At 73.2% G+C, this 24,530-nt stretch carries 25 protein-coding genes; 13 read left to right on the top strand and 12 right to left on the bottom strand.

What is annotated here, in order from left to right; translation table 11 throughout:
* The first annotated feature begins 61 nt into the window (after positions 1-61).
* Complete coding sequence (locus NLX94_RS23720) at positions 62-1,318, top strand: MFS transporter (RefSeq protein WP_254385191.1); 1,257 nt, start codon at positions 62-64, stop codon at positions 1,316-1,318.
* Between the two features lie 33 nt (positions 1,319-1,351).
* Here NLX94_RS23720 and NLX94_RS23715 read toward each other — a convergent pair whose 3' ends face one another.
* Complete coding sequence (locus NLX94_RS23715) at positions 1,352-2,320, bottom strand: LysR family transcriptional regulator (RefSeq protein WP_254385033.1); 969 nt, start codon at positions 2,318-2,320, stop codon at positions 1,352-1,354.
* Positions 2,321-2,409: 89 nt separating this feature from the next.
* Here NLX94_RS23715 and NLX94_RS23710 point away from each other — a divergent pair, with 89 nt between their 5' ends.
* Together NLX94_RS23710 and NLX94_RS23705 are read left to right on the top strand one after the other, a co-directional pair.
* Positions 2,410-3,333 carry a zinc-binding dehydrogenase gene (locus NLX94_RS23710; protein WP_254385032.1) on the top strand — a complete coding sequence of 308 codons (924 nt, stop codon included), beginning with the start codon at positions 2,410-2,412 and terminating at the stop codon, positions 3,331-3,333.
* Positions 3,330-4,400, top strand: a complete 1,071-nt coding sequence (locus NLX94_RS23705) for a S9 family peptidase (protein ID WP_254385031.1) — start codon at positions 3,330-3,332, stop codon at positions 4,398-4,400. Before NLX94_RS23710 ends, NLX94_RS23705 begins: the two co-directional genes overlap by 4 nt.
* Before the next feature lie 30 nt (positions 4,401-4,430).
* Here the strand turns inward: NLX94_RS23705 and NLX94_RS23700 are convergent, their stop codons facing one another.
* The 3 genes from NLX94_RS23700 to NLX94_RS23690 all read right to left on the bottom strand — a co-directional run bounded on the left by NLX94_RS23700 (position 4,431) and on the right by NLX94_RS23690 (position 8,319).
* Positions 4,431-4,910, bottom strand: a complete 480-nt coding sequence (locus tag NLX94_RS23700) for a diadenosine tetraphosphate hydrolase (protein ID WP_254385030.1) — start codon at positions 4,908-4,910, stop codon at positions 4,431-4,433.
* A gap of 103 nt (positions 4,911-5,013) precedes the next feature.
* Positions 5,014-7,545: a discoidin domain-containing protein gene (locus tag NLX94_RS23695; protein WP_254385029.1), complete on the bottom strand. Its 2,532-nt coding sequence runs from the start codon at positions 7,543-7,545 to the stop codon at positions 5,014-5,016.
* Positions 7,546-7,689: 144 nt separating this feature from the next.
* Positions 7,690-8,319, bottom strand: coding sequence for an MBL fold metallo-hydrolase (locus tag NLX94_RS23690; RefSeq protein WP_254385028.1), 630 nt, complete (start codon positions 8,317-8,319; stop codon positions 7,690-7,692).
* Positions 8,320-8,458: 139 nt separating this feature from the next.
* On the opposite strand from NLX94_RS23690, the gene NLX94_RS23685 reads away from it, so the two are divergent.
* From NLX94_RS23685 to NLX94_RS23660, 6 genes are all read left to right on the top strand, one after another.
* Entirely contained in the window at positions 8,459-9,367 is a 909-nt protein-coding gene (locus NLX94_RS23685) for a GlxA family transcriptional regulator (protein ID WP_254385190.1), read from the top strand.
* Between the two features lie 35 nt (positions 9,368-9,402).
* On the top strand, positions 9,403-9,915 hold the full coding sequence (locus NLX94_RS23680; protein ID WP_254385027.1) for an isochorismatase family protein: 513 nt from the start codon (positions 9,403-9,405) through the stop codon (positions 9,913-9,915).
* 1 nt (position 9,916) lies between these two features.
* Positions 9,917-10,531, top strand: a complete 615-nt coding sequence (gene thpR, locus NLX94_RS23675) for an RNA 2',3'-cyclic phosphodiesterase (protein WP_254385026.1) — start codon at positions 9,917-9,919, stop codon at positions 10,529-10,531.
* 35 nt (positions 10,532-10,566) lie between these two features.
* Positions 10,567-11,400, top strand: a complete 834-nt coding sequence (locus tag NLX94_RS23670) for a hypothetical protein (RefSeq protein ID WP_254385025.1) — start codon at positions 10,567-10,569, stop codon at positions 11,398-11,400.
* A gap of 202 nt (positions 11,401-11,602) precedes the next feature.
* The gene (locus NLX94_RS23665; RefSeq protein ID WP_254385024.1) at positions 11,603-12,151 is read left to right on the top strand and encodes a hypothetical protein; all 549 of its coding nucleotides are present in this window, start codon (positions 11,603-11,605) and stop codon (positions 12,149-12,151) included.
* 58 nt (positions 12,152-12,209) lie between these two features.
* A complete protein-coding gene (locus NLX94_RS23660) occupies positions 12,210-13,535 on the top strand; it encodes an MFS transporter (protein WP_254385023.1) in 1,326 nt (441 codons plus the stop codon).
* Positions 13,536-13,544: 9 nt separating this feature from the next.
* Here NLX94_RS23660 and NLX94_RS23655 read toward each other — a convergent pair whose 3' ends face one another.
* The 3 genes from NLX94_RS23655 to NLX94_RS23645 form a co-directional block, all read right to left on the bottom strand.
* The gene (locus tag NLX94_RS23655; RefSeq protein ID WP_254385022.1) at positions 13,545-13,898 is read right to left on the bottom strand and encodes a VOC family protein; all 354 of its coding nucleotides are present in this window, start codon (positions 13,896-13,898) and stop codon (positions 13,545-13,547) included.
* Positions 13,899-13,921: 23 nt separating this feature from the next.
* Entirely contained in the window at positions 13,922-14,128 is a 207-nt protein-coding gene (locus tag NLX94_RS23650) for a hypothetical protein (protein WP_254385021.1), read from the bottom strand.
* 100 nt (positions 14,129-14,228) lie between these two features.
* Positions 14,229-15,005 carry a GntR family transcriptional regulator gene (locus NLX94_RS23645; RefSeq protein WP_254385020.1) on the bottom strand — a complete coding sequence of 259 codons (777 nt, stop codon included), beginning with the start codon at positions 15,003-15,005 and terminating at the stop codon, positions 14,229-14,231.
* Positions 15,006-15,184: 179 nt separating this feature from the next.
* Here NLX94_RS23645 and NLX94_RS23640 point away from each other — a divergent pair, with 179 nt between their 5' ends.
* The gene (locus NLX94_RS23640; protein ID WP_254385019.1) at positions 15,185-15,424 is read left to right on the top strand and encodes a DeoR family transcriptional regulator; all 240 of its coding nucleotides are present in this window, start codon (positions 15,185-15,187) and stop codon (positions 15,422-15,424) included.
* A gap of 84 nt (positions 15,425-15,508) precedes the next feature.
* Here the strand turns inward: NLX94_RS23640 and argG are convergent, their stop codons facing one another.
* The 3 genes from argG to NLX94_RS23625 all read right to left on the bottom strand — a co-directional run bounded on the left by argG (position 15,509) and on the right by NLX94_RS23625 (position 18,904).
* On the bottom strand, positions 15,509-16,957 hold the full coding sequence (gene argG, locus NLX94_RS23635; RefSeq protein ID WP_254385018.1) for an argininosuccinate synthase: 1,449 nt from the start codon (positions 16,955-16,957) through the stop codon (positions 15,509-15,511).
* Between the two features lie 134 nt (positions 16,958-17,091).
* A complete protein-coding gene (locus tag NLX94_RS23630) occupies positions 17,092-18,270 on the bottom strand; it encodes a GDSL-type esterase/lipase family protein (protein ID WP_254385017.1) in 1,179 nt (392 codons plus the stop codon).
* 43 nt (positions 18,271-18,313) lie between these two features.
* Positions 18,314-18,904, bottom strand: coding sequence for a TetR/AcrR family transcriptional regulator (locus tag NLX94_RS23625; RefSeq protein ID WP_254385016.1), 591 nt, complete (start codon positions 18,902-18,904; stop codon positions 18,314-18,316).
* A 71-nt stretch (positions 18,905-18,975) separates the two neighbouring features.
* Between NLX94_RS23625 and NLX94_RS23620 the strand changes: the two genes are divergently transcribed.
* Positions 18,976-19,506, top strand: coding sequence for an FBP domain-containing protein (locus NLX94_RS23620; RefSeq protein ID WP_254385015.1), 531 nt, complete (start codon positions 18,976-18,978; stop codon positions 19,504-19,506).
* 368 nt (positions 19,507-19,874) lie between these two features.
* Positions 19,875-21,161 carry an Ig-like domain-containing protein gene (locus NLX94_RS23615; RefSeq protein WP_302170402.1) on the top strand — a complete coding sequence of 429 codons (1,287 nt, stop codon included), beginning with the start codon at positions 19,875-19,877 and terminating at the stop codon, positions 21,159-21,161.
* 24 nt (positions 21,162-21,185) lie between these two features.
* Here NLX94_RS23615 and NLX94_RS23610 read toward each other — a convergent pair whose 3' ends face one another.
* A complete protein-coding gene (locus tag NLX94_RS23610) occupies positions 21,186-22,508 on the bottom strand; it encodes a CdaR family transcriptional regulator (protein ID WP_254385013.1) in 1,323 nt (440 codons plus the stop codon).
* Between the two features lie 163 nt (positions 22,509-22,671).
* Between NLX94_RS23610 and NLX94_RS23605 the strand changes: the two genes are divergently transcribed.
* Entirely contained in the window at positions 22,672-23,562 is an 891-nt protein-coding gene (locus tag NLX94_RS23605) for a triacylglycerol lipase (RefSeq protein ID WP_254385012.1), read from the top strand.
* An 8-nt stretch (positions 23,563-23,570) separates the two neighbouring features.
* On the opposite strand, the gene NLX94_RS23600 is transcribed toward NLX94_RS23605, so the two are convergent.
* Positions 23,571-24,530: an aldo/keto reductase family oxidoreductase gene (locus tag NLX94_RS23600; RefSeq protein ID WP_254385011.1), complete on the bottom strand. Its 960-nt coding sequence runs from the start codon at positions 24,528-24,530 to the stop codon at positions 23,571-23,573.

The raw sequence follows: 24,530 nt of genomic DNA, 5'->3' as shown, positions 1-24,530 counted from the left end.
CGTCGCGTAGGTTCGTACGCTTGTGTGCGAGAGAGCGAGGACTGCGCCGACCATGCCGATCGTGAGGACCAGGAGGTCTCTGGGGCGGCCGTTCGGGTGGCTCTGGGCGGCGTACGCGGTCAGCACGCTCGGCACCTGGCTCGCCTTCGACGCCTTCGCCCTGATCGCGATCATCGTGCTGCACGCCGGGCCGGCCGAGGTCTCGGCGCTCGCGGCTGCCGGGCCCGCCGTCGCCGCGCTGGTGGCGCTGCCGCTCGGCCCGTGGGTGGAGTTCCGCCGCAAGCGGCCGGTGATGATCGCGATGGACCTGGTCCGGTTCGCGGCACTGATGAGCGTCCCGGCGGCCTTCGCGTTCGGCGGGCTCGGGCTCACCCAGCTCGCGGTCGTCTCGGTCCTCGTCGGTGCGGCGGACATCGCCTTCACGGCGGCGAGCGGCGCCTGTCTGAAGGCGCTCGTACGGCCGGAGGACCTGCTCGTCGCGAACGGCCGCTTCGAATCCACCACCTGGACCGCCACCCTGCTCGGGCCCCCGCTCGGCGGGGCCGTGGTCGCCGCGTTCGGGCCGGTGATGACGGTGGTGGGCAACGCGGTGAGCTACCTGCTGTCGGCAGCGGGGATCCGCGCGATCGGCGGCGGGGAGCCGCAGCCCGAGCGACCCCCCGTCGCGGCCGGCGGGGCTCCGGCGCGGCTGCGCTTCGGCGACCTGTTCGAAGGCTGGCGGTTCATCCTGGCCGACCCCGAGCTGCGCCCGCTCTTCGCCAACACGATCCTGGTCAACGGCCTGATCATGGCGACCTCGCCGCTGCTCGCCGTCCTCATGCTCGGCCCGCTCGGGTTCGCGCCCTGGCAGTACGGGCTCGCCTTCGCCGTCCCCTGCGTCGGCGGCCTCCTCGGCTCCCGGCTGGCGCCGCGGCTCGTCCAGCGGTTCGGCCGGCACCGGGTCATGATCGCCTCCGGGGTGCTGCGGGCCTGCTGGCTGCCCTGGCTGGCCTTCGTCCACTCCGGGCCCGGCGGGCTCGTGCTCGTCATGGCCGTCGAGTTCGGGCTGATCACCTGCATGGGCGTGTTCAACCCGGTGTTCGCCACCCGCCGGCTCACCCTGACCCCGCCGGACCGGGTGGCCCGCGTCCTGTCGGCCTGGTCGGTCACCAGCAAGGCGTCCATCGCCGCACTGACCGCCCTGTGGGGCCTGCTGGCCGCCTTCACCGGCCCCCGCACCGCCCTCGCGGCCGCGGGTCTGCTGGCCATGACGACCCCGCTCCTGCTCCCCCGCCGCGACCGCACGCCGAGCAAGAACCGGGACGCACCGCCGGGCTGAGCCGCGGAGCGGGCGGCCGGCGGGGCAGCGGTGTCACGGTGTGGCGGCGGAATCCGGTTCGGGCAGCCAGTCGCGGGCCGGGTCGTACTCCAGCCAGCGGGAGCGCCCGGCCTCCGCGGCGAAGGCTTCCAGCAGGGCGTCCAGCCGGGGGTGCCCGCCGCCTACCGGACCGCCCTCCCCCGGCCCGCCGTCTCCGCGCCACAGGAGCGACCATGCGTAGAGGGGCGTGGGGTCCACGAGCGGGACGGACCTGATGCCCGGGACCGGTGGCAGCGGCGCGTCGGCGGGCATCAGCGCGAAGCGGCGTACGTCCCCGGACAGGCCGGCCAGGAAGTGTTCCGCCCCCAGGTTCGGTCCCTCGGCGTGCTCGCGGATGCCGAACCGCTCGGCGAAGCGGTGCAGGAAGTCGAGCCGGTCGAGGGCGCCGGGGGTCCACAGCACGCTCTCCCCCAGCTGACCGGGCCGCAGCGCGGCCTCTCCCGCCAGGGGATGGTCCGGGCCGAGGACCGCGTCCACAGGCTCCAGCCGCACCAGCCGGTACGTCAGCCCGTCGGGCAGGGGCGGGTGGACCCGGCCGAAGGCCGCGTCCACGTCCCCGTGGAGCAGCGCGGCAGCCACCGCGGGCAGGTCGCGGCCGTGCCCGAGTTCCAGGTCCGGTTCGGGGGCGCGCGCGGCCACCCGGGCCAGGGTCCGCATCGGCGCGTACAGGTGGCCCCACACGTCGACCCGTAGCGGACCTCGGGCGTCCCGCAGGGCGGCCACGGCGCGGTCGGCGGCGGCCAGGGCAGCGCGGGCCGGTTCCAGGAAGCGCCGGCCGGCCTCGGTGAGCCGGACGCCGCGGCCGCCCCGGTGGAACAGGTCGGTGCCGAGCCCCGACTCCAGGCGGGCGATCCGTTTCGACAGGGCCTGCTGAGAGATCGACAGGGTCGCGGCCGCACGCCCGAAGTGCAGTTCCTGGGCGGTCCGTACGAAGGCACGCACCTGTGCGAGGTCCAGATCCACGCCCCTCACCTTAGGCGACAACCTTTGGTTGTCGGATGGTCCCGGGCGTTGTTGGACGGTGTGCGGATGCGGCCGCTTCCATGATCCGCATGCAGAGACTGATTCCCACAGGCGATCCGGCGCGTCCGGTGGAGTTCGCCGACGATGCCCAGCCCGTCCCGGCCGCGGACGAGGCCCTGGTCCGGGTGGAGGCCTTCGCGCCGAACCGCGGCGAGACCTTCCTGCTGGAGGACCCGCGTCCGGGGCTGCTTCCCGGGAAGGACCTCGCCGGGCTCGTGGTGCAGGCGGCGGCCGACGGGTCCGGGCCGCCGATCGGCGCCCGCGTCGTGAGCCATCCGCCGCGGGGCGGCTGGGCGGAGTACGCCGCCGTGCCCACACACTCCCTGGCCGTACTCCCCGACGGCATCGACGCCGTCCGGGCCGCGGCCCTGCCGCTGGCCGGCATCACGGCCCTGCGGCTGCTGCGCACGGCCGGCAGCGTGGCGGGCCGGCGCGTCCTGCTGACCGGCGCGGCGGGCGGGGTGGGCCACTACCTGACCGAACTCGCCGCCGCCTCGGGGGCGGACGTCACCGCCGTGACCGCCACCGCCGCGCGCGGGGAGCGGCTGCTCGCGCGGGGCGCGACCTCCGTCGTGCGGGATGCCGCGGAGGCCCGCGGGCCGTTCGACCTGGTGCTGGAGTCCACGGGCGGCGCCGCCCTGCCGCAGGCGCTGGCCCGGCTGGCCGCGGGCGGCACGCTGATCTGGTTCGGCCAGGCGAGCCGGACGCCCGTCACGCTCGACTTCTTCGACTTCTTCGCCGGTCCCGAGGGCGCCTCGATCCGGCACTTCCACTACGCCGGCGCCCCGTACGGTGAGGATCTGGCCACCCTGGTCCGCCTGGTGGAGCGCGGGCGGCTGCATCCGGAGATCGGCCGGGTCGACGACTGGGCACGGACGGCCGGAACCCTCGTGGACCTGCGGGAGCGCCGGATCCGCGGCAAGGCCGTCCTGACGACGGGAGCGGCACGATGAGCACGCCGTCCACCGAACCCGGCTCCCCCGGCCCCGTCCTCCCCGACCCCGTCTCCGCCTTCGCCGCTGCCCAGTTCAGCCGGGCCACCGGAGCGGGGCTCGATCCGCACGTGTACCTCCGCGCCACCGGCGGGGCCGCCTCTCCCGGCGCATGGGGCGAAGCCCTGGTCCGTACCGCCCGGGAGTACGCCGACCGCGCACGGGAGGCGGCCGCCTCCGGGTCGGCGGTCTCGGCGGGTGCGTACGAGCAGGCGGCGGCGCGGTGGTTCCACTTCGCCACCCTGGCTCCGCGCACCTCCGCCGCCGACTCCGCGCACCACGCGCACGCGGCGGCGGAGGCCGACGCCGCCATGGGCCGCGCCCTGGCCCTGCTGGAGCCCGGAGCCCGCCGGATCCAGGGCCCCTCCTTCACCGGCTGGCTGCGCGGTCCCGCCGACGCGTCGTCCACCGTGATCGTCGTCCCCGGGCTCGACTCCGGCAAGGAGGAGTTCCACCGGGTCACCGCCGCCCTGCTGCGCAGGGGTTCGGCCGTGTTCGCCCTGGACGGCCCGGGGCAGGGGGCACTCGCGGCCACCACGACGCTGCGCGCCGACTACGACCAGGTGATCGGCCAGGCCGTCGACGCCCTCGGCCTGGACCGCGTCGGCCTCATCGGCCTCAGCCTGGGCGGCTATTACGTCGCGCGGAGCGCCGCGCTCGATCCCCGGGTGGCGGCCGCGGCGGTGGTGAGCGGCCCCTACCTGCTCGATTGGGAGGGACTGCCGCCCGCCCTGCGGGAGTTGATCGCCCAGCGCGCCGGAGGACCCGGCGCGGCACGCGAGTTCACCGCCGAGGTCGATCTGTCGGTGCTCGCGCCGCGCATCCGCTGCCCCCTCCTGGTGGTGGACGGCGGCCGGGACCTCGTCCCCGGCGTCACCAATGGCTCCGAGCTGGCCCGCCGGGCGCCCCGCGGCGCCTACCTGCTGGTCCCCGAGGGCGATCACCTCCTGGGCAACGCCCAGCCGGACTGGCTTCCCGCCACCGCGGACTGGCTCACCAAGGCCCTTGCCGCCGCCCCGGCCGCGTAGGCCGTGCGACCCGCTCGGGCGGGCGCGGGATCAGTCCTCGGCGTGCAGGTGAGCCAGCTCGTCCGCGATGGCCCTGCGCAGCGGGTCGTGCCGCGGGCCGAGGGCGAACCGTGCGTCGCTCCAGCGGTCGCGGGGGTAGAGCCACACCGGTCTGCCCACCACATCGGCCGGCTCCCATCCGAACCGTGGCCATACGTGGGCGTGCAGGAAGCCGTCGGTGTTGCCCAGGATCTCCAGGTTGACCCGCCGGAAGGCCGGATCCGCGCGGCGGGACACGCGCTCGACGGCCTCTCCGAGGTGGTCCATGTCGGAGAGGAAGGCCAGCCGTTTTGCCCTGGGCAGGTCGGACAGTCTCTCGACGTGCGGGGCGTCCGCCAGGAGCACCGAGTAGCCCGGCAGGAACTGCACGTCGCCGATCACGGCGAACCCCGCCGTCAAACGCCGCAGCACCGTGGGGTTCTCGCCCCGCAGCGCGCTCCCGATCCGGTCAGTCCGCCAGTCGTCAGCCATGGGAAGAGGCTAGTGGCGACTCGGCCGTCCCCGGGGGCGGTGGCCATGACCGGGGCCCGCCGGCCGGGGCGGGGGCGCCGGCCGGCGGGGCTGCGTACGCGGGTCAGGAGATGGTGAGGAACCGGGCCGTGCTCGGTACTCCCTGGGCGTCCAGGGCGAAGAGCATGTAGTTCCCCGGCAGGACCACGCCCGGGTCGGCGGGTACGGAGAGCTGGTAGCTGCCCGTGCCCGTGGGTGTGGAGACCAGGGGGACGCGTCGCTGGTCGTTGTCGGTGGAGTGGGTCGCGGCGGCGGCCCGCATCAGGACGAAGGAGGCCGCCGGGGTGGAGGTGGAGACGGTCAGCGTGGTGCCGGGCTGCGTCCTGGCGGGGACGTCTCCCGTGATCTCGGGGCGCGGTTTCGGTGATCCGTCCGGGTTGAGGAGGTACGGCGGTGTGAAGACGGCCCCGTCGGCGTGGTTGGTGGCGCAGTCGCCGCACAGGCCCCCGCCGCCGGAGAAGACCCGACCGTCCGGCAGCAGGTTGGCCACGCTGTGGTAGTTGCGCGGGACGGCCATGGTGGCGAGCGGGCTGAACCGGCCGGTGGCGGGATCCCACAGCTCGGGGGTCATGACCGAGGTCGCGTCGCTGAACGGCACCGGATAGCTCTGTCCGCCGAAGACGATCACCTTGCCGTCGGGCAGGACCACGCTGTTGGCGAAGGCCCTGGCGTACTCCATGTCACCGGTACGGGCCGATTCGACCTGGCTGCCCGCGATGCTCACGGTGTAGGCGCGGCGGGTGGCGGGGCTGTCCTGGTAGGCGGGCGAGCCGCCCAGGGTGAGCAGTTTGCCGATGTCGTAGGCGACGGCGTTGCCCGTCATCGCGTCGGCGCTGTCGGCCCGGTTCCCGGCCGGGGTGATGCTGCCCGTGCCGGTGGTCGAGATCCAGTTCATCTGCTTGCTCGGCCCCAGTTGCAGCACCTTGCCGCCCGAAGTGGCGTGCAGCCACATGTGGTTGTCGGCGCGGTACGGGCCGGCCGGGTCGGCCGTGGAGGCCTGGAGGGCGGGGACGCCCGGGAGCCCGCGCCAGGTCCGGGTCTCCGGCGACCAGGCCTCGGCAGCCTTGTCGCCCGCGGGTCCGCTCCAGGATCCGCCGAGGACGAAGGCCTCGCCGGTGGAGAGCAGGGTCATGGCCTGGTAGCCGCGCGGGATGTTCATGCTGCTGGTGGCGGACCATTCGTCCGTGGCGGGGTCGTAGATGCTGGCCTTCTCCGCGTTGCTGCCCCCGGTGACCAGGACGCGGCCGTCGGCCAGCATGGCTATGCCGGGGCAGAACATGTCGTGCCCGGTGTTGTCGATGCGGCGCTGGGTGACCTTGCCCGTCTTCAGGTCGAGGATCGCGGTCTGGGTGTATCCGTTGCTGCCGCCGAAGCGGTCCACCGCGTACGCGGACCAGGCCAGCAGCTTGTCCCCCGGCAGGACGGCGGTGGCCACGGGGACCAGGGGGAATCCGGTGATCCTGCCCCAGGATCCGTGGACGGCGGGGCTGGCGGGCCCGCTCAGGCGGATCTCGGCGGCGGAGGTCCAGGGGCCGCGGGCGCCGGCCTCGGTGGTCACGGTCAGCCGGACGAACCGGGCGTCGGCGGTACGGGTGAAGGTGGCGGTCTTGACGGTGTCGTCGTCCCGCCAGGTGCCCGCGGCCACCGGTGCACCGAAGGCGGTTCCGTCGGTACTGGTGGTGACGGTGTAGGCGCCCGCCCGGCCGTTGGGGCCGTTGGTGCGGGGGTGGTAGACGAGCGCGGAGACCGCGGCCGTGCGGTGCATGTCGATGGTGATGCTGTGCGGCAGGGGGGCCGCGGTGCCCGACCACTTGCTGTGCCAGATGGTCCCGGTGTCACCGTCCAGGACGTGGGCGGCCCGGCCGTTCTCGCGCGCCGTCTCCTCGTCGCTCGCCACGGCCGTCCAGCCGGTCCGCGCCAGGTCCACGGTGGCTTCCGGGGTACCGGGATCGCCCAGCAGGTTGATCTCGGAGGCGGAGGTCCACGGGCCGCGGCCGCCGGCCTCGGTGAGCGCCGTCAGCCGTACGAACCGGGCCCCCTGCGGGGCGAAGCCGAGCGTCTTGGCGCTGCCGTCGTCCGCGAGCGTGCCGCTCGCGACGGGGGCCGGCCAGTTCGTTCCGTCCGTGCTGAGGCTGAGGGTGTACTCGCCGACCCGCCCGTTGGCCCCGTTGGTGCGGGGGGTGTAGACGAGTGCCGAGACGACCGCCGTACGGTGCATGTCGATGGTGATGCTGTGCGGCAGGGGGGCCGCGGTGCCCGACCACTTGCTGTGCCAGATGGTCCCGGTGTCACCGTCCAGGACGTGGGCGGCCCGGCCGTTCTCGCCTGCCGTCTCCTCGTCGCTCGCCACGGCCGTCCAGCCGGTGCGGTCGAGGACCGGGGCGGTCGGCTCCATGGCGTTCGCCGGCGCGACGCCGTGGTGCGGCGACTGCTTCGCCGCCTGCTCGCCCGAGGGGGCGGGCGGGGGTGTGGGCCTGGGGCTCGCGACCCCGAGCCACGGTGTGAAGCCGATCAGCAGCGCGCCGAGTCCGAAGGCGATGAGCAGCCGGGATCTGCGGAGCGCTCGGGACAGGGCGAGGAAGCGCCTGGACTGCAATCTGACCTCCTGGGACGACCGGTATGCCCCATGGAAGATAGGTCAGCAGGGCTGCAACTCACCCAAATCAGAGGAGAGTTGACGCAAAACCGCATGCACCGGGCGCGATCCGGGAGCCCGGCCCGACCAGCAGGCCGCCTCCCCCTAGAGCGGCACGGCGCCGTCGGAGGCGAACGGGCCGCCGTGGCCGGGGACGATCAGGTCCGCCGCGGCCAGTACCCGCAGCCGGGAGGTGCGCAGTACCTCGCGGTCCGGGGCCACCGGGTCGTCGGCGGGGCCCTGCGCGTGCCACCACAGGTCCCCGGCGAACGCCACCACACCGGAATCCGTGCCGGCCAGCAGGGTGATGTCCTCGTGGCTGTGCCCCGGGGTGCGGATCAGGCGCAGGGAGGGGGTGAGTTCGTACCCCTCGGCGTCCCGGTTCGTCCACTGGTCGCCCCGGTACTCGACCTGGTGGTCGTGCACCCGGGCCCGGCCGAAGAGGCCCGCGTTCATGGTGTTGTCCGGGTGGTGGTGGCTGAGCACCACGTCGGTGATGTCCTCAGGGCCCAGCCCCAGTTCCGCGAGCGGGCCGAGGATGTCCGCGTGGCTCGCCACCATGCCCGGGTCGAAGATGAAGTGCCGTCCGGCATCGGAGACGTAGGAGACGGTGGCGGCGACCCCGGGGCCGGTGGAGCCGACGTAACCGGTGGTCAGGACCTTGTAGACGGCGGTGCGGCCGAGCGGTGCGTCGGTGCGGGGCTCGGTCTTCGTGTTCGCGTTCGTGTTCGTCATGGCTGCAATCCTTCCGCGCCGCCGGGAAGCGTACGAGTGGCACACCTGCCAGTGATCGCAGGATTCGTGCCAGGGCTGGCAGACTGCCCCCGTGCCCCCTTTCACGACCGTCGCCGCGTACGTCCCGCCCGGTGCCGGCATGCTCGCCGTCGGGATCGTCTCCGAGGTCTTCGGCCCGCACGGGCAGGGACTGCCCGGCTTCGACTTCGCGCTGTGCGCCGAGCGGCCGGGGCCGGTCCCCACCGACATCGGTGTGCCGCTCGCGATCGAGCACGGCCTCGACCGGCTGGCAGACGCCGATCTGGTCATCGCCCTGCCGGGTGCCGGTTTCCGTACGCCGCCCGGCCCGGCGGTACTCGCCGCACTGGTCCGCGCGTACGAGAACGGCTCCGTGCTCGCCGCCCACTGCGTCGGTACGTTCGCGCTCGCCGAGGCCGGGCTGCTCGACGGGCTGCGGGCCACCACGCACTGGCGGTTCGCCGAACTGCTGGCCCACCACCACCCGGACGTCGCCGTCGAACCGGACGCCCTGTACATCGACGAAGGCCGGATCGTCACGGGCGCCGGAGCCGCAGCCGGCTTCGATCTGTGTCTGCATCTGCTGCGGCGGGAGCACGGGGCCGCGATGGCCAACGGAGTCGCCCGGGACATGGTGCTGCCCTCGCACCGTGACGGCGGGCAGGCCCAGTACCTCGCCGCGCCCGTCCCCGAGGACTGCCGGGACGAACGGCTCTCCGAGGTGCTCGCCTGGGCCCGCGACCACCTCCACGAGCCGCTCCCCGTCGAGGAGCTGGCCCGCCGCGCCGTGATGAGCAAACGCTCCTTCGCCCGCCGCTTCACCGCCGCGACCGGCACCACCCCGCACGCCTGGCTCCGCAACCTGCGGCTGAGCAGCGCGGAGGAGCTCCTGGAGAGCACCGACCTGCCCGTCGAGGAGATCGCCCGCCGCGTCGGCTACGGCAGCGCGGCGGTCCTGCGCGAACAGTTCGTGCGACGCAGGGGAGTTCCGCCCCGGTCCTACCGGCGCTCCTTCACGGCCACGCCCTAGGCCGTGGGCCTCCGTGGGCCCGTGGGCCCTGTCCTATGATCCTTCCCGTGACTTCCGCGCTGATCCTCATCGACCTGATGCCCCGCATCATCGGCATGCCGGTCGCCCCTCACTCAGGTGAAGAGGTCCTGGCCAGGTGCCTCCGGCTGGCCGCGGCCTTCAGGGCGGGCGGACGCCCGGTGGTGCTCGTCCGGGTGGACCGGCCGGGCGTCGCGGAGCAGCCGCCGGGGAGCGGGTTCGCCGACGGGCTGGTGCGGCCGGGCGACGTCCTGGTCGTCAAGCAGACCGTCGGGGCCTTCCACGGCACCGGGCTGGACGACCGGCTGCGCGACCTGGGCGTGGACACCTTGGTGCTCGCCGGACTGGTCACCACGATGGGGGTCGAGTCCACGGCGCGGGCCGCGAGCGATCACGGGTACGAGCTGGAGTTCGTGGCCGACGCGATGTCCGGTTTCACCGCCGACGAGCACGAGTTCACCGTGGAGCGGATCTTTCCCCGGTTCGGCGAGGTCCGCAACACGGCGGACTACGAAGCCTCCTGTGACTGACGTGAACGATGCGACTGACGCGAACGACGTGGCCGAACCGGCCCGGCCCGCGACCGTTCGCGTGTTCATCGCCCTCGCCCCGCCCGACGACGCGAAGGACGAACTCGCGCGCGAGCTGGCTCCCGCGTACGCCGCGTACCCGCACATGCGGTGGAACCGCATCGAGGACTGGCACATCACCCTGGCGTTCCTCGGCGAGCTTCCGGTCGGGACCGTACCGCTCCTGCGGCCGCCGCTCGCCGAACTCGCGGCGTCGCGCGGTCCCGTACGCCTCTCCCTGCACGGGGGCGGCCACTTCGCCGAGCGCGTGCTGTGGAGCGGGATCGACGGGGACCTCGACGGACTGCACCGGCTCGCCGCCGATGTCCGCACCGTGGTGAAGGAGTGCGGCATCTCCTTCGAGGACCGGCCGCTGCGACCGCACCTGACCCTGGCCCGCGCCCGCCGCCACGACGCCTCCTCGGCGGTGGAGGCCGCCGCCGGACTCGCCGGCTTCACCGGCCGGCGCTGGCGGACGGAGCGCCTGCACCTGGTGGGCAGCAACATCGGCCGTGGCCCGGGACCGATCCACTACCGCGACATCGAGGCCTGGACCCTCGGCGACGGAGAGGCCTGAGCTCCGACCCGGCGGCTTCCCCGTACGGTCGGTCCATGATGATCAGAACGGGCGAACCCCGCAGGCTCGGCGTCCCATCCTCCGAAGCGCGGTTGCACTTCGGGAGGGAGCAGCAGGAGCCCAGCCGCCGACCGGCGGACCGGTTGCTCATGATCGACGACGAGCCCGCCTTCGAGCTGAGCTTCCACTGCGGAACCTGCCCGCTCCTGTTCCGCCGGCTGGACACCGCGAAGGAGAAGTTGTCCCTGGAGAGCGTGCAGGAGCGACTCAGGGGACCACTGGCCGATCCGGACGACGGCGGCGTGATCGACGCGTTCGGTGTGCTGCTGCCGGAGGGCGAGTACCTTCCGCTGCTCCTGACCCTGGAACCCCGGCTGACCATCCCGGGCAAGGCCGGTGACTACTTCAGCGACGAGCAGGTCACGACGTGGGGAATCGACCAGTTCTGGGGCCTCCCGCAGTACCCTGCCACCCCGTACTACCGGACCTTCGAGACCGCAGTCGATGCGGACGCCCACCTCTACGAATTCGTCGTGCCCATGGTTCCCCCGACCTGGAACGAAAGGGGGCGTGTCGAGGAGTACATCGCGCTCATGGAACAGGGAACGGTCCCCACGGCGGTGGCGATCTCCACGCTGGACGTGTGCCAGCCCGCCATCGACCTGGGTGACGACTACTTCGCGCACTGGGGCCTGACCCACTTCCTCCTCGACGGTCACCACAAACTGGAGGCCGCCGCCACGGCCGGACGGCCGGTGCGGCTCCTCTCCCTCCTGGCCCTGGGCGAAAGCCTGGCCGAAGCCGAAGACCAAGCCCGGCTCCCCTCCCTCCGCGCCCAGCCCCGCTCGGCCCGAGCAACCGCCACCTGATCCTGCCCCGGAGGCACAGCGTGCGCGGGTGCGTGAAACACGCGGGTCGTCGATGCCGGCAGGGGGCGCGGGCCGTGCCCCTCCCCGACCTCGTTCCTGCGGGTTGCGGTCGCGTTGGAGAGCAGCGCCGCCGAACGGGCATAGCCGTGCCAGGATCCGGGCCGACGGCACCACCGTTCAGCCCGGCCCGCATACTGCTCCGATGAGCACGAGTTCCCCACACCATCGGTTCCGGGACACCCGCGCCACGAAGTACGACTTCCTCTCGTCCGTCCTCGTGCGCTGCCCGGGCTGCGGCGGGGTCGCGCGCGTCGGGCCGGCACCGGACCCGGCCGCAGTGAACGACCAGGGCCTCTTCGCACCAAGGCGTCTCGTCTGCCGGAACTGCGGGACGGCGAAGGAACGGAACCGTGGATCCGTGTCCCTGCACCGGGACCCGCACGCACCCGCCACCGATCCGCACTTCGGCATCCGCCTGTGGCTGCAGGCCGAGACCCGGCACGGGTGGGTGTGGGCCTACGACCTGGAGCACCTGGACCTGATCACACGATTCGTCCGGGCATCGCTACGCGAAGGGATCCCCTGGCACGACCACGGCCGGAAGATGACCGTGGTGGCCCGCCTGCCCGCCTGGATGAAGCAGGCCAAGAACCGCGACGACGTGCTGCGGGCCATCGCCCGCATCCACACCGCACTGCCGCCCGGATGGAGCACGGGGACGCGCGGGCAGGGTCGCGAAGAAATGACTTGACGGTAAGTCGCTTAGCACTAAGCTACTCCCCTGTAACCTAATCGGGGGAGAGAGCACCATGGGCAAGGGCATGCGCGAGGAACGGGTGGCGGGCGAGCGGTCGCTGCTGTTCGGGGTGGGGATCAGTGCGATCGGGATTGGGATGTACATCCCCTTCTCGCTCGTCTTCTTCCACCACGTCACCGGCCTCTCCTTCGCCCTCGTCGGCATCGTGCTGACGGTGACCGGCCTGGCCGGGCTCGCGGTCATGCCGCTCGCCGGCTCGGCCGTCGACCGGTTCGGGGCCAGGAAGGTCAACCTGCTGCTCTACGCGGTCCGCGCCTTCGGCTTCGCCCTCTACCCGCTCGCCGGGTCGCTCCCCGCCTTCGCCGCCGTCGCGCTGGTCACGGCGCTCGCCGACCGTTCCTTCCCCATCGTGCAGCAGTCCCTCATCGGGGAAGTGGCCCGGGGCGGCTCCCGGGACCGGCTGCAGGCCTCCATCCGGGCCCTGCAGAACGCGGGCATGGGCGCCGGCGCCCTGGTCGTCTCCGGAGTGCTGGCCCTGTGGGGGACGGACGGGTTCACCTACACCACCTGGGGCAACGCCGTCGCCTTCGCGCTGGCCGGACTGCTCGTCACCCGCGTCAAGCCGGTCGTACGGGATCCTGCGGACGGCGAGCCCGGCTCGGCCAAGCGTCCGCCCGCGGGCTACCGGATGGTGCTCGCCGACCGGCCCTTCCTGGGCCTGACCGCCGCCAACTTCCTGACCGCGCTCGGCTACGCGGCCCTCTCCGTCCTCTTCCCGCTCTACATCACCACCTGGCTGCACGGACCCGACTCGCTCACCGGAGCGGCCTTCACGGTCAACACCGCCCTCTGCGCCGGAATCGGCGTCCTGATCGCGAGCCGGGTCCGCCGCTCCGGAGCCCGCCGCACCCGCTCCGCGGCCCTCGGGGCACTGCTCTTCGCCGCCGCCTTCGTGGGGCAGATCGTGCTCGGCACGGTCCGGCCCGGGCAGACCGCGACGCTGGTCGCCCTGCTGGCCATCGTGGTGGTCTACACGGTCGGCGAACTGGTCCACAGCCCCTCGGGCGGCGCCCTGTCGGTCTCGGCCGCGCCCGAGGCCGTACGCGGCCGCTACCTCGCCACGTACCAGCTGTCGTACTCCCTGGCCACCGCGCTGGCCCCGTCGCTCTTCACGGGACTGCTCGCGCTCGACGGGCGCCTGCCCTGGGCCTTCCTGGCCGTCGCCGCGCTGGGCGCCGCGTTCGCCCTGACCCGGCTGGAGCGCCACCTGCCGGCGGAGGCGGTGTACGCCACTCCGCCGACCCCGGCGGCTTCCGATGCTCCGGCAGCGGGGCCCGGGACTCCTGCCCGCGAGCCGGCTGTCGCCGCCGGCGCCTGAGGGGCGTGCTCAGGCGGGCTGCCACAGCTCGATCCGGTTGCCCTCGGGATCGGTGACCCAGCCGAACCGGCCGACACCGTCCATGTCCTGGGTCTCCCCCGCCACGTCCGCCCCCTGGGCGCGCAGCTGCGCGAGCATCGCGTCCAGGTCGCGGACCCGGAAGTTGAGCATGGTCTGCTGGGCGGGGGACCCGAAGTAGTCGGTTCCGGACTCGAACGGCGCGAACACCGTCGGCCCGGCGGCCTGGCGCCACAGGCCGTGCTCGTCCGAGTCCAGACCCAGGCAGTCCCGGTACCACGCACCCAGGGCCGCCGGATCCGCGGCCCGCAGGAAATATCCACCGATCCCCAGCACACGTTCCATGCCGTGATCCTGCCAGGGCTCCGTCAGAATCCCTTGCCGAGCGCGCCCAGCAGCACAGGGTTCATCCCGCCCTCGACTTCGGGGAGCGGGCGGGGCTCGGGCCCCCGCCCCTGGTACAGGGGGCGGATCCCCCGCAGCCCCTTCGTACCCTCCGCCGCCCACGGCGCGTCCGATTCCGGCAGCGACACCGTGATCCGGTACGGGCCGGCCTCCCAGTGGACCTCGGCCATCGCTCCACCCTCTCCACCGATCGATCGAACATCCCTTTTGTCCAAATCTACGGTTGCCTCGAACCCCCACAAGGGACCAACGGCCCCCGGTCCGCCGCCATCAGTCCCCGCCCGGACCGGGCGTCAGGGTGGCGTGGAAGCGGTAGCGGTCGGCGCGGTAGACCACGCGGTTGTACTCGCAGGGGCGGCCGAACTGATCGCGGGTGAGCTGCTCGATGTGGAGTACGGGAGCGCCCTCGGGCAGTTCGAGCAGGGGGGCCTCGTCCGCGGGGACGAGGGAAGAGTGGACGGTGTAGCCGGCACGGGTGGGGACGATGCCGCGGGCCGCGAGCTCGGTGTACAGCGATGCGGCCGTGTAGTCGGGACCCTCGATGCCCGGCGCGCGCTCCGCCGGGACGAGGGTGACGGAGTGGCACATGACGGCGTCGTCGAAGAGCCGCACCCGGTCCAGCTCGAAGATCCCCGCCCCGGGCAGTACCTGGAGGGTGTCGGCCTCCCCGAAATCCGCCGGGCGCAGTCTGGCGGCGAGTACGCGCGCGGTCGGGGTGAAGCCGAGCCAGCGGCCGTACTCCATGAGCCCGCCGATCTGCTCGGAGGTGTGCTCGAAGGCCGGGAGGGCGCCGGGGGCGGCCGCGACGTGCCAGCCCGCCCGCTGCTCCGATCCGATCCGGCCCTCCTCCTGCAGCGCGTGCAGGGCCTTGCGGAGCGTGACCCGGCTGACCCCGAGGCGCTCGCAGAGGTGGCGCTCGGAGGGGAGGCGCGTGCCGGGGGCGAGGGCGGCCGCGGCGAGGGCGTCGGCGATCGCGTCGCGCGCCTGCACGTGGACGGGCCCGGACCCGTCCCGGAGGACGGGCCGCAGGTCCAGGGGCTGATTCACCCTTCCAGTATTCACCGCGGCCGATCCCTTCTGGACCAGGAATGGACCAGAAGGACTAGTCAGCATCGGGACGCACCCCGTCCACGGGCCCGGAAGTCCGGGACCTTCGGCCAAGTTCCCCCGATGTGAGGTGGTCTAGTTTTGGTCTACATCTGGTCCATGCGAACAAGGAGGCTGCCGTGAGTGACCGCGTACGCCGGATCAGCCTGGCGACGGGCAAGCTGACCGCCGCCTCCCGGCAGCGGTACATCGTCGAGACGGCGTGCCGCGAGGGGTACGTCTCCCTCGAGCGGCTCGTCCGCGAACTGGACGTCAGCGCGATGACCGTCCACCGCGACCTCCGGCTCCTGGACTCCCGGGGCGAGGTGCGCCGGGTGCGCGGTGGCGCGGTCGCCCCCTGGATGACCACGGCCTCCTGACGCCTCAGGACCTGCCCCCATGGGAAACGCCGCCCGTGGTCCCTGTAGGGACCACGGGCGGCGCGTCACGTCCTGCCGTGCCTGCTAGTCGGTGCCGAACTCCATCGCGGCGCGGTCCAGCAGCTCGTCGTCGCCGGAGACCTCGCCGCGCGAGGCGATCGCCTCGGCGCCGCCCTCGGGCATGGCGCCGATCAGGCCGGAGCCGGGCGCCTCGACGGCGCCGATCAGGGCGGGGTGGGTCGTACCGACGATGCCCAGGCCCGCGTACTGCTCGAGCTTCGCGCGGGAGTCGGCGATGTCGAGGTTGCGCATGGTGAGCTGGCCGATGCGGTCCACCGGGCCGAACGCCGAATCCTCGGTGCGCTCCATGGAGAGCTTGTCCGGGTGGTAGCTGAACGCCGGGCCCGTGGTGTTCATGATCGAGTAGTCCTCGCCGCGGCGCAGGCGCAGCGTCACCTCGCCCGTGATCGCCGTGCCCACCCAGCGCTGCAGGGACTCGCGGATCATCAGCGCCTGCGGGTCCAGCCAGCGGCCCTCGTACATGAGGCGGCCGAGGCGCCGGCCCTCGTTGTGGTACTGGGCGACGGTGTCCTCGTTGTGGATCGCGTTGACGAGGCGCTCGTACGCCGCGTGCAGCAGGGCCAGGCCCGGAGCCTCGTAGATGCCGCGGCTCTTGGCCTCGATGATCCGGTTCTCGATCTGGTCCGACATGCCGAGGCCGTGGCGGCCTCCGATGGCATTCGCCTCCATGACCAGGTCCACGGCGGAGGCGAACTCCTTGCCGTTGATCGTGACCGGGCGGCCCTGCTCGAAGCCGATCGTCACGTCCTCGGTGGCGATCTCGACCGAGGGGTCCCAGAACCGGACGCCCATGATGGGGTCGACGGTCTCCACACCGGTGTCGAGGTGCTCCAGGGTCTTCGCCTCGTGGGTGGCGCCCCAGATGTTGGCGTCGGTGGAGTAGGCCTTCTCGGTGCTGTCGCGGTACGGGAGGTCGTGGGCGAGCAGCCACTCCGACATCTCCTTGCGACCACCGAGCTCGGTGACGAAGTCGGCGTCGAGCCAGGGCTTGTAGATGCGCAGGTGCGGGTTGGCGAGCAGGCCGTAGCGGTAGAACCGCTCGATGTCATTGCCCTTGAAGGTCGACCCGTCGCCCCAGATCTGGACGTTGTCCTCCAGCATCGCGCGGACCAGCAGCGTGCCGGTCACGGCGCGGCCGAGGGGCGTCGTGTTGAAGTAGGCACGGCCGCCCGAGCGGATGTGGAACGCGCCGCAGGCGAGAGCCGCCAGGCCCTCCTCCACGAGCGCCGCACGGCAGTCGACCAGGCGCGCGATCTCGGCGCCGTACGCCGTGGCCCGCGCGGGCACCGACGCGATGTCGGGCTCGTCGTACTGGCCGATGTCGGCGGTGTAGGTGCAGGGGACGGCACCCTTGTCGCGCATCCAGGCGACGGCGACGGAGGTGTCGAGGCCGCCGGAGAAGGCGATTCCGACGCGCTCGCCGGTGGGCAGGGAGGTGAGAACCTTTGACATGGGATGAGTATGCGCGATGATGCATGATCATGCAAAATGACGGGCCGTGGAGCTCCTCGCCCCCGGCCGCGCGTGCCGTCATTGTGACGCGCGGCGGGGGCGGCGGCGAGCGGTCCTTCAGCCGGTCGAGGGATTCAGCCGGTCGCCGCGGCGAAGGGGCCCCCGGCGGCGAAGGCGTGGCGGGCGAAGTTCTCGGCGATGCGGACGTGGCCCGCGGAGTCGGGGTGGAGGTCGTCGGGCAGCGGCAGCTCGGCGTGGTCCGCGGGGCCGTAGAGCCCGCGGCCGTCGAGGTAGTGCAGGTGCGGGTCCTCGGCCGCCCGCTGCGCGACGATCCCGGCGAGCGCCTCGCGTACGGCATTCAGCGTCAGCCGCCCGGCGGCCCGTTCGGCCGGGTCGCCCAGCGCCCTGAACCGCAGGGTCCCGGTACTGAAGTCGGTGGCCAGGGGGCCCGGGGTGTCCTCCTGGATCGGGCACAGGAGCGGCGAGACCACGAGGAGCGGCGTCGCCGCGTGGCGGCCCTCCCGGAGGATGTCGAGGAAGCCGTGCACCGCGGGGCCGAAGGCGCGCAGCCGCATGACGTCCAGGTTGACGATGTTGATGCCGATCTTGACGCTGAGCAGGTCGGCGGGGGTGTCGCGCATCGCGCGGGCGGTGAAGGGGTCCAGCAGGGCGCTGCCGGAGAAGCCCATGTTGACCAGGTCCACCACGCCGCGCGCCGCGGCCAGGGCCGGCCAGGTCCCGGTGGGCCGCTCCGCGTCCGAGCCGTGGCTGATGGAGCTGCCGTGGTGCAGCCACACCCTGCGCCCGCTGTCCGGCGCGGGCGCGACGGGGGCGTCGGTGCGCAGCGCGATCAGCTCGGTGATCTCGGTGTGCGGGAGCCAGATCTCGACGTCCTTCTCCCGCGCGGGCAGATCCGCGAAGCGTGCGGTCCCGGGCGGGCCCTCCTCCAGTTCCACCGCCTGGGTGGCCAGGTCGAGGGTGCGGACCCTGCCTCCGGGCACGGTGGCCCGGGCCGTGAGCACGCCGTCGACCACGAGGTCGTACACGCCGTCCGGTGAGGCCGGGAAGCCGCGGTAGACCCTCTTCGTGGGCAGGGCGTCGAGTTCGATGACGGTGGCCCTGGTACGGAAGACCAGGCGCACGCCGGACGGGCGGGCCTCGGCCGTGGCCAGCTGGTCGTCGGGGATCCGCAGCCGGGCCCGGGCGGGCAGCCGGTGGGGCAGCAGGCCGTGCGCGGTGCGTTCCACGTCGGCCGCGCCGCGCAGGAGGTCCTCGGTGACGGGTGTGGTGATCAGGTCGCGCTCGGGGTTCATCGCCTCGACCTCAGCCTCGGGGGGATCGGGATCCGGTGGTGGATCAGGTAGTGGATGGGGTGGTGGATCCGGTGCTCCGGTTGCGCAGCATCGCGTCGAGCGAGTCCACGATCCAGTCCCAGGACTCCTGCGGGTCCACGGCGGTATGGCTGAAGCCGCCGCCCAGCTCCAGGCTGACGTAGCCGTGGAAGACGCTGCCGAGCATCCGGACCGCGTGGGTCTGGTCGGGTTCCGCCAGGTCGTAGCCGCGCAGGATGGCCCGCGTCATCCGGGCGTGCCGGACGCCCGCGCTCGCGGCCGCCGTCTCGGGGTCGAGGCGGAGCCGGGCGGCGTCGTAGCGGCCGGGGTGCTGCCGGGCGTACTCCCGGTAGGCCTCCGCGAAGGCGGCGAGGGCATCCTTCCCGGCCCGCCCGGCGAGTGCTGCCGCGACGCGGTCGGCCAGCTCCTCCAGGGCGAACAGGGCGATCCGGGTCCTGAGGTCCTGGGAGTTCTTCAGGTGCGAGTAGAGGCTCGCGACCTTGACGTCGAACCGCCGGGCGAGCGCCGACACGGTCACCTGCTCGAAGCCGACCTCGTCGGCGAGCTCGGCGCCCGCCCGGGTCAGCCGCTCGGTGCTGAGTCCTGCTCGAACCATCAATTGCCTCCTAGCTGGCGATAAGCATTATGCATTTGCCTAAAACCTTTAGGCAAATTAGCCTGCCTCTCATGAAGCCGCTGACCGAGCAAGAGATCCGTACCGCCTTCGTGAACTGCACCAAGGGCGAGGCCAAGCGCCTGTCGGTACCCCGCGATCTGGCCGAACGGCCTTGGGAGGACCTGGACTTCCTCGGCTGGTGGGACCCCAAGGCCCCCGAGCGCGCCTACCTCGTCACCGAGCTGGACGGCCGCCCGGTCGCCCTCGCGCTGCGCTCCTCCGCCGCCGCCGCCCCCTCGCAGGCCCGGCGCAGCATGTGCTCGCTCTGCCTGACCACCCACACCGGGGGCGTCTCCCTGATGGTCGCGCCGAAGGCGGGCAAGGCCGGGCAGCAGGGCAACTCCGTGGGCGCCTACATCTGCGGCGACCTCGCCTGCTCGCTCTACGTACGGGGCAAGAAGGACGCGGGCCCGGGCGCCCGGCTCCAGGAGTCGCTGACGCTGGAGGAGAAGATCGAGCGGACGGTCGCGAACCTCGCCGCGTTCTTCGCCAATGTCACGGCCGGCGCCGACGCCACGGCGGGCGCCAGGGCCACGGCCTGAAGCACCCCTGACGCCCGCCCCCCTACTCCGTACGAGCCCTCTTCTGTGCCCATTCGGCCCCACGGGCCGAGTTCATGATCATCAGGCTGCCCGGAAATCGTTTTGATGCTGCCATCCGGCCGAAGGCGATCTGGGAGGGCTGCGTGGCGCGCATGCTGTCATCGACACACCGTGGAGGACTCCGGCGACGGGGTCGGGGCAGGACGTGGAAGGTGGCCGGGGCGGTGGCCGGAGCCGTCTTCGTCGTGGCCGCCGCGCCGCAGTCCGCTTCGCACTCCGGTGACGGTCGGCCGCCCGGCGGCGAGCGCACGGGCTCCGTGGACCTGCTGGTCGGCCGGGTGCTGGACGACGGCGGCGTGCAGTGCGCGATGGAGGCTTTCCGTGCCGGACTGTGCGGCGGGCTGGAGCAGCAGCTGGTGCGGGCAACCGCCAGCGGAGCGGGTTCCGTGGTGCGCGATCCCGCCTCCCGCGGCGCGGCCCGGGCGGCCGCGCACACGGTCGTCCTGCCCACCGACGCGGCCAGCCCCCTGGAGATCACCCTCGCCGGCCCGGGGCTGCTCACCTATGTGACGGTCCACGACGGGCACGGCCGCTACGTGGGCGGCGCCCTCGGAGCCCGTGGGCACCACTGGGGCAACACCGAGCCGCTGCGCGCCGGTGAGACCTACACCGTCCGGGTCGGCGCCCAGGACGCGGCGGGCACCCCCGTCGGCGTGACCATGGCGTTCCGGACCGCGGAGGCGGCGCGGGACGACCGGCTCACCGCCGAGTTCGGGCCGCGGCCCGGCACGTACGGGGCGGGACAGATCGTGACGGCCTCCTTGAGCCGCCCCGTCCCCGGCGCCGACCCGGCCGCGCGGGCCCGGGTGGAGCGGGCCCTGCAGGTCACCTCGGAGCCGGCCGTCGAGGGGGCCTGGCACTGGGTCGACGACTCGACGCTGCACTACCGGCCCCGTACGTACTGGCCCGCCCACGCCGTGGTGCGCGTGGTCAGCGGTCTCGACGGGGTCGAGGTCGGGGAGGGGGAGTACGGCGGCCCCTCGGAGTCCCTGCGGTTCACCGTCGGGGACCGGATCGAGGCGGTCACCGACGCCGCCGCGCACGAGATGACCGTACGGCGCAACGGCCGGATCCTGCGGACCATCCCGGTGACCACGGGCAAGGCCGGGTTCCTGACCCGCACCGGCATCAAGGTGGTGCTCGGCAAGGAGCGCAAGGTGCGGATGCGCGGGGACACGGTGGGCATCAAGCGCGGTACGAGCGAGTTCTACGACCTGCCCGTCTTCTACGCGACCCGGGTGACGTGGAGCGGGGAGTACGTGCACGCCGCCCCCTGGTCGGTCGACGCGCAGGGCGAGGAGAACGTCAGCCACGGCTGCACGGGCATGAGCACCGCCGACGCGGCCTGGTTCTTCGACACGGTGCGGGTGGGCGACGTGGTGTCGGTGGTGAACAGCGGCGGTGAGCCGATGGCCCCCTTCGCCAACGGGTTCGGGGACTGGAACCTCGACTGGGACGCCTGGCTGGCCGGCAGCGCGGTGGGCGCCGGCGCCCACGCCCCGCTCGCCTCCACCGATGCCCCGCTGGCCGCCGCCTCCGCCGTCGCCGCGCCCGCGTCGGCGCACGCACCGTCCCGGCTGCTCCCCCTCACCTGAGAGGGGTGGGCGGCCCGGGGGGGCTCAGCCGCCGGTGCGGCGGGCCGCGCCGTACGCCGTCAGGGCGGCCGCGAGGTGGCGGGCCCCCGCGGGGTCGGTGGCGTCGTGGCCGGTGAGCAGCCGGATGCGTCCGAGGCGGTAGGTCAGGGTGTTGCGGTGGACGGTGAGGGCTTCGGCGGCCTCGGCGCGCCGGTAGCCGGCCGCGATGAACTCCCGCAGGGTGGCGATCAGGTGGGGCTGGCCGTCGAGGGGTGCCAGGACCCGGGCCAGGGCGTCGCGGGCGGGGCCCGGCCGCACGAGCTGGTACTCGACGGCGAGGTCGGCCAGCCGGTAGAGACCCGGCGGGCGCCCCAAGTCCTCTGCCAGGGCGAGGACCTCGGAGGCTTCCGCCTGGGCCCGCGGGATCGAGCCGTGGTCCTCGGCGACGGCGGCGGCCGCCGTGCACCGCAGTTCGGCCGCCGTGTCGAGCCGGGCGAGCAGCCGCCGGGTCGCGCCGTCCGGGGCGCGGGGGACGGACGGGGCGGACGGAGCGGACGGGGTGGACTGGACCGACGGGGTGGCCTGGGCGAACGGGCCGGGCGGACCAGACGGACCTGACGGACCTGACGGGGCCAGCGGGACGAGGAGGACGCCTCCCTCCCCCTTGAAGGTGGCCAGCACCTCGGGGTTTCCGTCGAGTTCGGAGCGCAGGGCACGCAGGATGCGGTTCGTCGCCCCACCGGGCGCCTCGGGCAGTCGCAGCACGACCACCTCGTACCGTTCGGCGAGGGTGCGCCCGTACCGTTCGGCCGCGCGCCGGGCCGGGCGGCCCGCGAGCAGGACTCCGGCGAGGTTGCGGCCGTGCTCGCGCTGCTCCCAGTCGAGGTCGGCCTGTTCGCGCAGGTAGGCCTCGGCGACCTTCGGCATGACCTCGCCGAGGAACGCCAGCAGGCCCGTCACCAGGGCGTACGGGTCGGCCACGGGTTCCGGGCCGGCTGCGGCGAGCTCCCAGGCCCGGCGGGCGCCGAGCGGGTAGACCCGTAGGACCGCCTCCAGGGGGACCCCGTCCCGGGCCCGCTCGGCGCCCCAGGCGATGGGGGCCGCCAGTTCGGCTCCGGTCGGCGCCCGCCCTTCGGCGACGGTGGTGAAGAACAGTTTCAGCACGGCTTCGGTGTTCGCGACGAGATCCCCGCCGAGGACGCTGTCGGGCAGCAGCCGGTAGGCGGGGATGTCGGCGGTCAGCCGGGCGACGGTCTCGGCCGCCATCTCCGCCACCCGGGGCAACAGCGCGGCGGCGCTCTCCGGCGCGGCCGCCAACTCCCCGACCCCCGCAGCGTGTTCCACACCATCACCCGCCGCATCGTCCATCCCCGCATTGTCGCCGTGCACAAACGCGGGAGGAAGCATTCTGCGCGTACAGCCAGGGGACACGGGCGGCGCACCGGAGCATTCTGTGCACTCCGCCCCGTGCACACCCCCGCGCACGACCCCGTGCACGCCCCGCGCATGACCCCCCGTCAGGAGATGTCGTATGGTCCGCCGTACCCGTGCGTCGCGCACCCGCACCCTGCTCGCCAGGGCCGCCCTCCCCCTGGCCCTGCTGCTCGGCGCCGCCTTCCCGGCGCACTCCGCCACCGAGGGCGCCGCGCGAGGCGGGGTGAACGACTTCTCCTGCCGGCCGAGCGCCGCGCACCCCGAGCCCGTGGTGCTGCTGCACGGCACCTTCGCCACCTGGTACGAAGACCTCAACTTCCTCCAGCTGGACCTGGCCGCCCGCGGTTACTGCACCTTCGCCCTGACCTACGGCGCCTACGAGGGCTTCCCGCTGGTCGGAGGCCTCAAGCCGGTGGCCGTCTCGAACCTGGAGATCAAGGAGTACGTGGAGAAGGTGCGCGGCGCGACCGGCGCGGCCAAGGTCTCGGTCGTGGGCCACTCCGAAGGCGGGCTCCAAGCCCTCTACCTCGCCAAGATGCAGGGCATCCAGTCCCACATCAAGGCGGTCGTGGCCATCGCTCCCCCGACCCACGGCACGAACGCCGCCGGACTGCTGGACCTGGGCGACAAGCTGATCGGCCGGGCCACCATGGAGAAGATCGTGACCACCGTCGGCATCCCGGTGCTCGCCGACGAGGTGCCCGGCGGCCCCGCGATCCTCGCGCTGAACGACGGTCCGGTGGCCCAGCCCGGGATCGCGTACACCATCATCACCTCGCGCTACGACGAGCTGGTGACCCCGACCGAGACGGCGTTCGTCCGCGAGCCGGGGGTCAGGAACCAGTACGTGCAGGACTTCTGCCCCTTCGACCCGGTGGGCCACATCGGCGAGGCCTACGACCTCAACGTCTGGCACCTGGTCCGCAACGGCCTCGACCCGAACCGCGCCACCCCGATCCTGGTGTGCGCGGTCGGCTCCCCCGGCTAGAGCGTGTCCTAGGGCAGCGGCCCGCCCCGGGCCGTCAGCCACAGGGAGTACCACTCCTCGTGGCCGAGGTCCGGGGCGCGCAGCGCGGCGTCGCGGCAGGCCCTGATGCGGTCGGGGCGCCCGGTGCCGATGACGGGGGCGATGCGGGCCGGGTGGCGCTGCAGCCACCACAGCAGGATCGTCTCCGGGGTCGTGTCCTTCGCCTTGGCCAGGGCGCGCAGGTGCTCGGCGGTGGCGTGCTCCCCGACGCTCGACTCCCGTCCGGTGAAGCGTCCTTGGGCCAGGGCCCCGTAGGCCTGGAGGCGTACTCCGTGCGCCGTGCAGTACTCGACAGTCCCGGCCGGGAAGCCGACGGCCGCCGCGGCCGGGGTGTTGACGAGCACGCCGTCCTCCAGCCAGTCCCGCCGGTGCAGGCTCATCTCCAGCTGGTTGGCGACGAGCGGGACGTCGAGGTGGCGTTGCAGGTGGGCGCATTGCGCGCCGCTCATGTTGGAGACGCCGAACTTCCTCACGAGACCCTGGCGGTGGAGCGAGGCGAGCGCCCCGGCGATGTCCTCGGGGTCGGCCAGCGGGTCGGGCCGGTGCAGGAGCAGCACGTCGATGAAGTCGGTGCGCAGCCGCGTGAGGGACTCCTCGACGCGGCGGAGGATGCTCGCGCCCCGCAGGTCGTAGATGCCGGGGCGGTCGCCTTCGGCGAGCCGGATGCCGCACTTGGTCTGCAGCGTGATGCGCTCGCGCAGGCCGGGGGTGCGGGCGAGCACCTCGCCGAAGACGGCTTCCGCCTTTCCGTGCCGGTAGATGTCGGCGTGGTCGAACATCGTGATGCCGCTGTCGAGGGCGGCCTCGATCACCGCCTCGGCCTCGTCGATGTCCTCGGCCTGGTACGGGCCGGGCTCCCAGCTCCCGCCGAGAGCCATGCAGCCGTAGATCAACCGGGTGTCGTCTGTCACTGGTTCCGTGATCGCCAT

It is taken from the genome of Streptomyces sp. TBY4, assembly GCF_024213195.1.
In the GTDB taxonomy this organism is placed as follows: domain Bacteria; phylum Actinomycetota; class Actinomycetes; order Streptomycetales; family Streptomycetaceae; genus Streptomyces.
Note: the sequence above shows the minus strand (reverse complement) of the source record. Positions and strands in the feature narration are given on the sequence as shown.